The organism is Delftia sp., assembly GCF_059499305.1.
This window is the reverse complement of record NZ_JCABYI010000032.1, coordinates 101159-112925: the sequence shown is the minus strand read 5'-3', so window position 1 is coordinate 112925 and position 11767 is coordinate 101159. Positions and strand designations below refer to the sequence as shown.

General features: G+C 66.6%; 10 protein-coding genes. 1 reads left to right on the top strand and 9 read right to left on the bottom strand.

What is annotated here, in order from left to right; genetic code table 11:
• Positions 1-45 precede the first annotated feature (45 nt).
• From AC5I49_RS22685 to rplM, 7 genes are all read right to left on the bottom strand, one after another.
• Positions 46-1344 (bottom strand): NCS2 family permease, encoded by a 1299-nt coding sequence (locus AC5I49_RS22685; protein ID WP_016448452.1) that lies wholly within the window; start codon positions 1342-1344, stop codon positions 46-48.
• A gap of 176 nt (positions 1345-1520) precedes the next feature.
• Entirely contained in the window at positions 1521-3947 is a 2427-nt protein-coding gene (gene xdhB, locus AC5I49_RS22680) for a xanthine dehydrogenase molybdopterin binding subunit (protein ID WP_495789925.1), read from the bottom strand.
• Between the two features lies 1 nt (position 3948).
• A complete protein-coding gene (gene xdhA, locus AC5I49_RS22675; RefSeq protein WP_279494119.1) occupies positions 3949-5562 on the bottom strand; it encodes a xanthine dehydrogenase small subunit in 1614 nt (537 codons plus the stop codon).
• 279 nt (positions 5563-5841) lie between these two features.
• On the bottom strand, positions 5842-7284 hold the full coding sequence (gene mdtD, locus AC5I49_RS22670) for a multidrug transporter subunit MdtD (RefSeq protein ID WP_016448457.1): 1443 nt from the start codon (positions 7282-7284) through the stop codon (positions 5842-5844).
• Between the two features lie 116 nt (positions 7285-7400).
• On the bottom strand, positions 7401-7775 hold the full coding sequence (gene erpA, locus AC5I49_RS22665; protein WP_016448458.1) for an iron-sulfur cluster insertion protein ErpA: 375 nt from the start codon (positions 7773-7775) through the stop codon (positions 7401-7403).
• A gap of 202 nt (positions 7776-7977) precedes the next feature.
• Positions 7978-8370: a 30S ribosomal protein S9 gene (gene rpsI / locus AC5I49_RS22660; protein ID WP_012207710.1), complete on the bottom strand. Its 393-nt coding sequence runs from the start codon at positions 8368-8370 to the stop codon at positions 7978-7980.
• Between the two features lie 10 nt (positions 8371-8380).
• Positions 8381-8809 carry a 50S ribosomal protein L13 gene (gene rplM / locus AC5I49_RS22655; protein WP_012207711.1) on the bottom strand — a complete coding sequence of 143 codons (429 nt, stop codon included), beginning with the start codon at positions 8807-8809 and terminating at the stop codon, positions 8381-8383.
• 267 nt (positions 8810-9076) lie between these two features.
• Between rplM and AC5I49_RS22650 the strand changes: the two genes are divergently transcribed.
• Positions 9077-9949: a 23S rRNA (adenine(2030)-N(6))-methyltransferase RlmJ gene (locus AC5I49_RS22650; protein WP_017406717.1), complete on the top strand. Its 873-nt coding sequence runs from the start codon at positions 9077-9079 to the stop codon at positions 9947-9949.
• Positions 9950-9955: 6 nt separating this feature from the next.
• Here the strand turns inward: AC5I49_RS22650 and AC5I49_RS22645 are convergent, their stop codons facing one another.
• Together AC5I49_RS22645 and metF are read right to left on the bottom strand one after the other, a co-directional pair.
• Positions 9956-10852: a septal ring lytic transglycosylase RlpA family protein gene (locus tag AC5I49_RS22645; RefSeq protein ID WP_244387773.1), complete on the bottom strand. Its 897-nt coding sequence runs from the start codon at positions 10850-10852 to the stop codon at positions 9956-9958.
• A 78-nt stretch (positions 10853-10930) separates the two neighbouring features.
• Positions 10931-11758 (bottom strand): methylenetetrahydrofolate reductase [NAD(P)H], encoded by an 828-nt coding sequence (gene metF, locus AC5I49_RS22640; protein ID WP_016448461.1) that lies wholly within the window; start codon positions 11756-11758, stop codon positions 10931-10933.
• Positions 11759-11767 lie beyond the last annotated feature (9 nt).

Genomic DNA, 11767 nt, shown 5'->3' with positions numbered 1-11767 from the left:
GGCGCCGTGCATACGGGGGAAGGCGCGTCAGCGCCTCAGGGGGTGCTATCCGCCTATATAGACGAACTTGAAGAGGAAGACGCCGCCGATCAGCCACACCATCCAGTGCACTTCCTTGGAACGGCCCGTGAACAGCTTGAGCACGGCATAGGTGATGAAGCCGAAGGCCAGGCCATTGGCCACCGAGTAGGTGAAGGGCATGAGCAGTGCCGTGACGGCAGCGGGGATGGCCTCGGTGGTCTCGCCCCATTCGATCTCGGTCAGCTCCTTGAGCATCAGGCAGGCCACGAAGAACAGCGCGGGCGCCGTGGCGTAGCCGGGCACCACGCCGGCCAGGGGCGACAGGAACAGGCAGCACAGGAAGAGCGCGGCCACGGTCAGCGCCGTCAGGCCCGTGCGGCCACCTGCCTGCACGCCGGCCGCGCTTTCCACGTAGGCCGTGGTGCTGGAGGTGCCCAGCAGCGAGCCCGCGAAGATGGCGCCGCTGTCGGCCAGCAGCGAACGGTTGAATCGTCCCATGCGGCTGGGCACCAGCAGGCCCGCGCGCTTGGCCACGCCCATCAGCGTGCCCGTGGCATCGAACAGCTCGACCAGGAAGAACACCAGCACCACGTTGAGGATGCCGCCCGTCAGCGCGGACTTGATGTCCAGCTGCAGGAAGGTGGGTGCAATGGAGGGCGGCGCCGAGAACACGCCGTGGAACTCGTTGCCCGCGAAGAAGAACGAGGCCACGGTGACCACGACGATACCGATCAGGATGGCGCCCGGCACCTTCAGGCGGTCCAGCACCACGATGATCAGAAAGCCCAGCGAGGCCAGGATGACTTCGGGCTTGTGCAGGTCGCCCAGGGTCACGAAGGTGGCCGGCGACGCGGCGACGATGCCCGCGCTCTTGAGCGCGATCAGCGCCAGGAACAGGCCGATGCCCACGGTGATCGCTATGCGTATGGACTGCGGTATGCCCTTGATGATCAGCTCCCGCAGGCCGAACAGCGTCACCAGCAGGAACAGGCAGCCCGAGACGAAGACCGCGCCCAGCGCGGCCTGCCAGGTGAAGCCCATGTGCAGCACCACCACGTAGGCGAAATAGGCGTTCAGGCCCATGCCCGGCGCCAGCGCAATGGGATAGTTGGCGTACAGCGCCATGATGGTCGTGCCCAGCGCCGCGATCAGGCAGGTGGCCACGAAGACGGCCCCCTTGGGCATCCCCGCATCCCCCAGGATCGAGGGATTGACGAAGATGATGTAGGCCATCGTCAGAAAGGTCGTCAGGCCCGCGACCAGCTCGGTTCTTACATTGGTGCCGTGCTCACTGAGCTTGAACACCCGTTCCATCCAGTTCATCGCATTGTCTCCGTGTTGTTTTCGCATGCGGGGCGCAACGGTTGTGAAAGCGCCCAGGGTTGAGCACCGGCTGTCCAGGCCGGCACAAGGCATGGCACCCTGCCGGGCGGCCATGGACCTGGTTGCGCGCATCGCTGCGCGCGGATTCAAGGAATGAGGGGGCGGCGCCGGTCCGCTCAGCTCCCGGCGGCCTGCACGGCCTCGATGGCGCGCAGGATGGATTCCGGCGTGGCCGGCGATTGCAGCGGCGGGTTGCTGCGGTGCCCGCCCGCGGCCGAGATGGCATCGCGGATGGCGAAGAACACCGAGAACGGCAGCAGCAGCGGCGGCTCGCCCACGGCCTTGCTGCGGTGGATGGAGTCCTCGAAGTTGTCGCCCTCGAACAGCCGCACGTTGAACACGGGCGGGCAGTCGTTGGCCGTCGGGATCTTGTAGGTGCTGGGCGCGTGCGTGGTGAGCTTGCCGCTTTGCGGATGCCAGACCAGCTCCTCCGTGGTCAGCCAGCCCATGCCCTGGATGAAGGCGCCCTCGACCTGGCCCACGTCCACGGCGGGGTTCAGCGAGCGGCCCACATCGTGCAGCACGTCGGCGCGCAGCAGCTTGAACTCGCCGGTCAGCGTGTCCACCACCACCTCGCTCACGGCGGCGCCGTAGGCGTAGTAGAAGAAGGGCCGGCCCTGCATGGTGTCCTTGTTCCACGACAGGCCGGGCGTGGCATAGAAGCCGTCGGACCACAGCTGCACGCGCTCGATATAGGCCTCGCCCACCACGGCCTTGAAGTCCAGCACCTTGCCGTTGACGTGGACCTGGTCGTTGGCGAAGCGCACGTCCTCGGCGCGGCCGCCATGGCGCTCTGCGGCGCAGGCGGCCAGGCGCTCGCGGATCTGGCGCGCCGCGTCCTGCGCGGCCTTGCCGTTGAGGTCGGCCCCCGTCGATGCCGCCGTGGCCGAGGTATTGGCCACCTTGGTGGTGTCGGTGGCCGTGACGCGCACGCGCCCGAAGCCCACGCCCAGCTCATGCGCCACGACCTGGGCCACCTTGGTGTTCAGGCCCTGGCCCATCTCGGTGCCACCGTGGTTCACGAGGATGGAGCCGTCGTTGTAGACATGGACCAGGGCGCCGGCCTGGTTGAAGTGCTTGACGTTGAAGGAGATGCCGAACTTGAGCGGCGTCAGCGACAGGCCGCGCTTGAGCACGGGGCTGGCCGCGTTGAACTCGGCGATGGCATCGCGGCGCGCGCGGTAGTCGCTGCAGGTCTCCAGCTCGGCCACCAGCTCGTGGATGATGTTGTCGGTCACGACCTGGCTGTAGGGCGTGACGTTGCGCTCGGTCTTGCCGTAGAAGTTGACGCGGCGCACGTCGAGCGCGTCGCGCCCCAGCTCGCGCGCCACCGTCTCCATGATGTTCTCGATGGCGATCGCGCCCTGCGGGCCGCCGAAGCCGCGGAACGCCGTATTGCTCTGCGTATTGGTCTTGCCGGAGTAGCCGTGCATGGACACATCGGGCAGCCAGTACGTGTTGTCGAAGTGGCACAGCGCGCGCGTCATCACGGGGCCGGACAGGTCGGCCGAGTGGCCGGCGCGCGAGACCATGGAGATCTCGGCGCCGAGGATGCGGCCCTCGTCGTCGTAGCCCACCTCGTACTCGTACCAGAAGCAGTGGCGGCGGCCCGTGATCATGAAGTCGTCATCGCGGTCCAGGCGCAGCTTGACGGGGCGGCGCAGCCGCGTCGCGGCCACCGAGGCCACGCAGGCGAACAGGGCCGACTGCGACTCCTTGCCGCCGAAGCCGCCGCCCATGCGGCGGCACTCCACATGCACGGCGTGCGAGGCCACGCCCAGCGCATGCGCCACCAGGTGCTGCATCTCGCTGGGGTGCTGGGTGGAGCAGTACAGGTGGACGGCACCGTCCTCCTTGGGGATGGCGTAGCTGATCTGGCCTTCCAGGTAGAACTGCTCCTGGCCGCCCACGTAGAACGAGGACTTCAGGCGGTGCGGCGCCTCGTCCATGGCGCGGCGCGCGCCGCCTTCATTCGTGCTGCGCGCCAGGTGCATGGGCGGCAGCACGTACTGGCCCAGCTCATGCGCCTGCTGGGGCGTGAGCACGGGCGGCTCGGCCGCGATGTCGGCCGCCGCCTTGGCCTGGGCCGCAGCCAGGCGCGCTGCCTCGCGGCTTTCGGCGATCACGGCGAACAGCGGCTGGCCCAGGTAGCGGATCTCGCCGCTGCACAGGATGGGGTCGTCGTGGATGATGGAGCCGCAGTCGTTGACGCCGGGAATGTCCTCGCCCGTGAGCACAGCCACCACGCCGGGCATGGCGCGGATGGCGTCGAGCTTGAGCGCATTGAGCCGGCCATTGGCCACGGGCGACAGGCCCAGCGCACAGTGCAGCGTGCCGTCCAGCTCGGGCAGGTCATCGATGTAGGCGGCCTCGCCGGCTACATGCAGATGAGCCGATTCATGCGGGCGGCTGATGCCCACGCGCTGGCCCTGGGTGTGGGCACCGGCCTCGGCACGCTCGTCCACGCGGAAGGCGGTGTTCTTCAGGTAATGCGCAAAGGCCTCGGACGAGTGCAGCAGGGAAGGGTCGATGGGGCGGTTCATTTCAGGCTCCTTGGTGCACTGCGTGGGGCATCACGCTCCAGACGCTGGTGGCCTGCAGCGGCAGCGGCTGCTGCGGACGTGTCTCCAGCCACAGGCGCTGCAGCAGGTTCTGCGCCACCTTGAGCCGGTAGTCGGCGCTGGCGCGCATGTCGGACATGGGCTTGAAGTCCTGGGCCAGCGCGGCCTGGGCGGCCTTCACTGCGGCCTGGTCCCAGGGCTGGCCCACGATGGCCGCCTCGGCCAGGGCCGCACGCTTGACCACGGCGGCCATGCCGCCAAAGGCCAGGCGGGCGGACTTCACCACCTCGCCATCGAGCTCGATGGCCAGCCCCGCGCACAGCGCCGAGATATCGCAGTCAAAGCGCTTGCTGATCTTGTAGGCACGGGTCTGGCGCCGTGCAGCGTCCAGCGGCACGGCCAGTGCCTGCACGAACTCGCCCGGTTCCAGCTGGTTCTTCATGTAGTCCAGATAGAAGTCATGCAGCGGCATGCGGCGCACGCGTGCGCCCTTGCGCAGCTCGATCTGCGCGTCCAGCGCCATCAGCACGGGCGGCGAGTCCCCAATGGGCGAGCCATTGGCCACGTTGCCGCCCATGGTGCCCGCATGGCGGATGGGCACGGAGGCAAAGCGCAGCCACACATCGGTCAGCCCCTCGAAGCGCTGCGACAGCGCCGACCAGGCCGATTCCAGCGAGGCACCGGCGCCGATGTACAGCTCGCCGCCGTCCAGGCTGCCTTCGCCGCGGCGCTCCTCGACACGCTTCATCTCGGCCACGTCGCCCACATAGACGATGTCGCCCAGGTCGCGGAACTGCTTGGTCACCCACAGCCCCACATCGGTGGAGCCTGCCAGCAGGCGAGCGCGGGGCTTGGCCTCGCACACGGCGGCCAGCTCGTCCAGCGTGCGCGGAGCGTGGAAGCTGTCCACACGGCCGCCCTGGGCGGCGTTGGGCGCGGCATAGTCCAGGCCGGCATCCTGCGCGCGCAGGCCCTGCAGTGCCTGCACCACGGGGTCGGTGGCCATGCGCGTGGCGGGCAGGTCGAACATGCGCTGGCCTGCGTCCAGGATGGGACGGTAGCCCGTGCAGCGGCACAGATTGCCCGACAGCTCGTCGGCCAGCTGCTGGCGCGAGGGACGCGTGCCGGCCTGCTGGTGGTGCTCGTAGGCCGACCACAGCGACATCACGAAGCCCGGCGTGCAAAAGCCGCATTGGGAGCCGTGACAGTCCACCAGCGCCTGCTGCACGGGGTGCAGCTCGGCACCGCCTGCGGGCTCGCCCGTGGCACAGCCCTGCTTGCCGGCGCACTGGCCCTTGACGTCCTCCACCGTGAACAGCGCCTTGCCGTGCAGCGTGGGCAGGAACTGGATGCAGGCATTGACCGTCTGCAGCTGCAGGCCGCCCACGGCGTCGGGCGCGCCGTCTTCGGCCAGCTCGGCGATGACCACGGTGCAGGCGCCGCAGTCACCTTCGTTGCAGCCCTCCTTGGTGCCGGTGCAGCGCGCGTCGCCGCGCAGCCAGTCGAGCACCGAGCGCGTGGGATGCGGCCCCTGTACCTCGACGATCTGGCCGCGGTGATAGAAGCGGATGGGTTGGGAACTGGGGCTCTGGCTCATGCTCGTGGGGGCAACTGCTGGTGCGTGGACTGTTCGGATCACGACTTACGCAAATTCCGAGGAAGAAAGCCGCTGGCCCTGTGGCGATGGCGTGTTTGCGTTCTTGCTTGCGTAAGTCCTGCGGATGTACGCGAGATTAAGTCCAGCCCCGCCCAAACGCATAAGACGGCCTCGATATTTCCTATGCGGGCTGCCATATATCCTTGCCAAAAACAAGGGTAAACCCGCAACAAAAGTGTGGATTGCAGCGGTTCAGGGTGCAAAAGGCATGCACAGCCCTCACTCGTGCTCGGCCGGCTCCAAAGGCTTGGGCCGCACATCCTCATCGTCGCCCAGCTGCGAGAAGATCATGGTCGAGGCCAGCGTCACCGCGCCCATGCAGACGAAGGTGGCGCGGAAGGCATTGAGGGTGTGCTGCGGCGTATCGCCGCCGAACCATTCACTGAAACCGGCCAGCACCGCACCTGCGGCGGCCACGCCCATGCCCATGGCCAGCATCTGCACCATGGACAGCAGGCTGTTGCCGCTGCTGGCGTTGCCGGCATCCAGGTCCTTGAGCGTGACGGTGTTCATGGCCGTGAACTGCATGGAGTTGGTGGCGCCGAAGATCAGCAGCTGGACGATGACCACCCACAGCGGCAGCGCCGTGGAGACCGTGCCGAAGCTGGCGATCATCAGCGACAGCACCAGGGTGTTGCCCATGAGCACGCGGCGGTAGCCGATGCGCTGGATCAGCGTGGTGGTCTGGCGTTTCATGGCCATGCTGGCCAGCACCGTGGGCAGCATCATCATGCCGGCCTGCAGCGGCGAAAAGCCCAGGCAGACCTGCAGCACCAGCGGGATCAGGAAGGGCATGCAGGAGCTGCCCAGGCGCGAGAACAGATTGCCCAGCAGACCCACGCGCAGGCTGCGCACGGCGAACAGCTCGGGGGCGAACAGCGGGTCGGGCCGGCGCAGCGCATGCAGCCAGTAGGCGGCCAGGCTGGCCAGGCCGAAGATCAGCAGCACGAAGACCATGGCGCCGTGGATGCCCTTGCCCGACATGCTGTCCAGCGCCAGCGACACGGCCACCATGCCGAAGGCCAGCAGCGCATAGCCCACGCCGTCGAAGCGCTTGACGGCGAAGCGGTCGCCCACGGGCATGAAGCGCAGCGTGGCGGCCAGGCCGATCAGGCCCACGGGCACGTTGACCAGGAAGATCCAGTGCCAGCTCACGTACTCCACCATCCAGCCGCCCAGCGTGGGGCCAATCAGCGGCCCGACCAGGCCGGGAATGGCCACGAAGCTCATGGCCTTGAGGAACTGCTCGCGCGGAAAGGCGCGCAGCACGGCCAGCCGGCCCACGGGCATGAGCAGCGCACCGCCCATGCCCTGCAGCACGCGTGCGGCCACCATCAGCTGCAGGTTGGGAGCAATCGCGCACAGCACCGATCCCAGCACGAACAGCGCAATCGCCCACAGGTAGACGCGCCGCGTGCCGAAGCGGTCGGCCATCCAGCCCGATGCCGGGATCAGCATGGCCATGGTCAGCGAATAGGCGACGATGACGGACTGCATGCGCAGCGGGCTCTCGCCCAGGGCCTCGGCCATGGTGGGCAGCGCGGTATTGACGATGGTGCCGTCCAGCGTCTGCATGAAAAAGCCGATGGCCACGAGCCATAGGAGCACCGAACGCGAGGAGGATGTGGTGGAGGCGGAAGCGCTTTTGTCTTCAGGAATCATGGCAAGGCAGGGAGGGCGCAGGCGTTAAAAAACCGCCTGCGCATTGCTGCGCGGCGGTTGGTGGCGTGTTGTGCGGCGGGCTGCTGCGGGCTTCACTGCAGCGCGGCCGACACGGCTTACACCGAGAAGCTCGATCCGCAGCCGCAGGTGGTGGAGGCGTTGGGGTTCTTGATCACGAACTGCGCGCCCTGCAGGTCTTCCTTGTAGTCGATCTCGGCGCCGACCAGGTACTGGTAGCTCATGGCGTCGATCAGCAGCGACACGCCATTCTTGGTCATGGTCGTGTCGTCTTCGTTGGTGATCTCGTCGAAGGTAAAGCCGTACTGGAAGCCCGAGCAGCCGCCACCTTGCACGAACACGCGCAGCTTCAGGTCAGGGTTGCCTTCCTCGGCGATCAGATCGGCCACCTTGGCAGCTGCGCTGTCGGTGAAGACGATCGGGGTGGGCATTTCGGCGGTGGTGGTTTCGGTGATTTCTGCGACGGCGCTCATGGGGATACTCCGAAGTTCTCAATTGGCCCGAATGGTACAGCAAAGGGCTCGGGAATTCCCGGGGCTGCCGGCTTGACGACAGTGCAAGTGGGGGCATTGCCCACTGAATGAGAAAGGTTTGCATCGCCCAGAAAAAAACCGCCGGCAAAGGCGGTTTTTTTCTGGGGAAAGCCCCGGGGGACTTTCCTGCAGTGCCAGCGGATTAACGCTTGGAGAACTGCTTGGCGCGGCGTGCGGAGCGCAGGCCGACCTTCTTACGTTCGACTTCACGAGCGTCACGCGTCACGAAGCCGGCTTGGCTCAGGACGGGCTTGAGCGCTGCGTCATAGTCGATCAGGGCGCGGGTGATGCCGTGGCGGGTAGCGCCGGCCTGGCCGGATTCACCACCACCGTGGACGTTCACTTGAATGTCGAAAGCTTCCAGGTTGCTCGTCAGAGCCAGGGGCTGCTTTGCGATCATGATCGAGGTTTCGCGGCCGAAGTATTCCTGAATGTCCTTGCCATTCACGGTAATCTTGCCGGAGCCCTTCTTCAGGAACACGCGTGCGACGCTGGATTTGCGACGGCCGGTGCCATTGTTCCAATCACCAATCATCTAGGTCTCCTTAGATTTCCAGAGCCTTGGGCTGCTGGGCGGTGTGGGGATGCTCAGCACCGCCGTACACCTTGAGCTTCTTGATCATTGCGTAGCCCAGGGGACCCTTGGGCAGCATGCCCTTGACGGCCTTTTCCAGAGCGCGGCCGGGGAACTTGGCCTGCATGTCGCGGAAGTTGGTGGCAGTGATGCCGCCGGGGAAACCAGAGTGGCGGTAGTACACCTTGTCCAGGTTCTTGGTGCCGGTGACCTTGAGCTTGGAGGCGTTGATGATGACGATGAAGTCGCCGGTGTCAACGTGAGGTGTGTAAATGGCCTTGTGCTTGCCGCGCAGACGGAGTGCCACTTCGCTGGCGACACGTCCGAGCACCTTATCGGTGGCGTCAATCACAAACCACTCGTGTTGCACCTCAGCGGGCTTTGCGCTGAATGTAGACATGAGTTTTCTCTTTCAAGAAAGGTTTGGCGGGCCCTTTTCCGCGGTCGGTGCTTCTTCAAAAAGGAAGCCTCTTAGGCGGGGATGTAAACTTCGCCGCGGGACCCATAAAATCGCTGCGAAGCCCGCCATTATACAAAACTGGCGCAACCGCACCATCCCCCCGATCCGCAAGTCCCCGGCAGCCCTCGCCGCGAGGCGCCAGCGCCGGGCAACCTTGCAGCCGCCATGGGTGTCCACCCGCCAGCGCGGCTGGTTACCATCACGCCTATGTTCAGTTACCGCCACGCCTTCCATGCAGGCAACCATGCCGATGTGCTCAAGCACACCGTGCTGATCGCCACCCTGCAATACCTCCTCCAGAAGGAGGCCGCCCTTACGGTGCTGGACACGCACGCCGGCGCCGGCCTGTACCGTCTGGACGGCGACTATGCCAACAAGAGCGGCGAGGCCGCAGACGGCATCCTGCGCCTGGCCCAGGCCAAGGAGTCCGAGCTGGCCCCGGTGCTGCAGGCCTACATCGCCTCGGTGCGCTCCTTCAACCAGGGCGCGCAGCTGCGCAACTATCCGGGCTCGCCGTTCATCATCCAGTCCCTGCTGCGCGTGCAGGAGCGCGACAAGCTCAAGGTCTTCGAGCTGCATCCCACCGACATGCGCTCGCTGGCCGGCAACATTGCCCAGCTCGAAGCCGGCCGCCAGGTGGCCGTGCTGCACGAGGACGGCTTCGAGGGCATCAAGAAATTCCTGCCGCCGCCGTCGCGCCGAGCCCTGGTGCTGTGCGACCCCAGCTACGAGCTCAAGAGCGACTACGCCAAGGTGCTGGACATGGCGGCTGACAGCCTCAAGCGCTTTGCCACAGGCACGTATGCGTTCTGGTATCCGATCATCCCGCGCCCCGAGGCGCACGATCTGCCGCGCCGCCTGAAGACCATGACCACCAAGGCCGGCAGGAGCTGGCTGCATGTGGAGCTCACGGTCAAGAGCAACAAGACCTCGGAGCGCGGCGGCCTGCCGGCCAGCGGCATGTTCCTGATCAATCCGCCGTTCAATCTCAAGGAACAGCTCAAGCCGGCCATGCCGCAGCTGGTCAAGCTGCTCGGTCAGGACGAGAACGCGGCCTTCACGCTCGAATCCGGCGGCTGAACCCGTTCAGCGCGCGTTCGAGGCCGCAGAGGCCACTGCGGTGGACGAGGCAGCGGCGGGCGCCGCAGCCTTCGCCACCGGCTTGGCGGCAGGGACGGCACGGCTGGCCACGGCCGTGCGTGCATTGGGCCTGGGTGCAGGCGCCTTGGCCTGGACACGCGGACGCACTGGCGCCTTGGCCTGAACCCGGGTCCGTGCCTGTGTTGTCTGTGCCTGTGCCTTGGCCTGCTGCGTCTTCTCGATGGACTTGGCCTTCCTGGCCGTGACCAGGGTTTCGGGGCATTCCTGCTCACCATCGTCGAGCTGCCACAGCTCCACGGGCTTGATGCCCAGGCCGACCATGCCCAGCTCCTGCGCTGCGGCCTGGCTCAGATCGATCACGCGGCCAGGCGCAAACGGCCCGCGGTCGTTGATGCGCACCACCACCGTCTTGCCCGTGGCGGCGCTGCGCACGCAGACGCGGCTGCCGAAGGCAAAGCTGCGGTGCGCGGCCGTCAATTCTTCCTTGTCGAAACGCTCGCCGCTGGCGGTCAGCCGGCCATGCAGGCCCGGGCCATACCAGGAGGCCAGGCCTTGCTGGTCGCTGTCGCGCGAGGGCACGAGGGCGAAGTCGGGATTGGAGGGAGCCTCGGCACTGTCTTCGGGCGAGGCCGACTCGGAGGGCTTGGCATCCGGGGATTTGCTGGCCGGCTGCGCGGTCCGCGATGTGCGGCCACCGCGCTTGCCGGCCGAGGGCACGGCCGATGGCGTCTGGCCTTCATCCATTGCCGCCGCACCTGCGGTCAGGGCGCCGGACTCGGCATCGCTTTGTGCCACGGGAGCCGGCGCGCAGCCGGCCAGGGTGGCGGTGATGGCGCACATGGCCAGCCAGCGCCAGTGCAGGCGTCGAAAACCACGATCCATGGGCAAAAACCTCCAGGGAACGCCTGACCGTTCCCAAGTTCTAGAGGGTCGCCCGGGGCCGGCGCAGTGGCTGCGCGCTCAAAGGCCCAATCGATCGCAGATTTCCAGCGTGGCGACGCTCTGGTTCATCGTATAGAAGTGCAGCCCGGGAGCGCCCTGGCTGCGCAACTGCTCGCATAGACGGGACACGACATCAAGGCCGAAGGCGCGAATGGACGCCGTGTCATCTCCGTAAGCCTGCAGACGCAGGCGGATCCAGCGCGGGATCTCGGCGCCGCAGGCGTCCGAGAAGCGCATCAGCTGCGTAGAGCTGGTGATGGGCATGATGCCGGGAACAACCGGTGCATCAAGCCCCATGCCGCGCGCCGCATCAACGAAACGGCAGTAGGCGTCGGCATTGTAGAAATATTGGGTGATCGCGGAATCCGCGCCAGCGCGCACTTTAGCCGCAAACGCATCCAGATCGGACTGTGGGGATTTCGCCTGCGGATGGACCTCCGGGTAGGCAGCCACCTCGATGTGGAACCAGTCGCCGAACTCGCGGCGGATGAATTCCACGAGATCGCTGGCGTACTGGAATTCGCCACCCAGGCCATAGCCGCTGGGCAGGTCGCCGCGCAGCGCGACGATGCGGCGCACGCCCATGGCCTTCAGCTCCTGCAGTTCGGCGCGCACCTTGTCGTGCGTGGCGCCCACGCAGGAGAAATGCGATGCCGCGCTGACGCCTTCGTTCTGGATGTCACGCACCATGGCGAAGGTGCCCGTCTGCGTGGAGCCGCCCGCGCCATAGGTGACGGAGCAGAACTGGGGCTTGCGCGCATAGAGGTTCTTGCGCACCTGCACATGCTTGGTCGCGCCCTCGGGCGTCTTGGTCGGGAAGAACTCGAAGCTGATCGGAAAGCTCATGTAAGACTC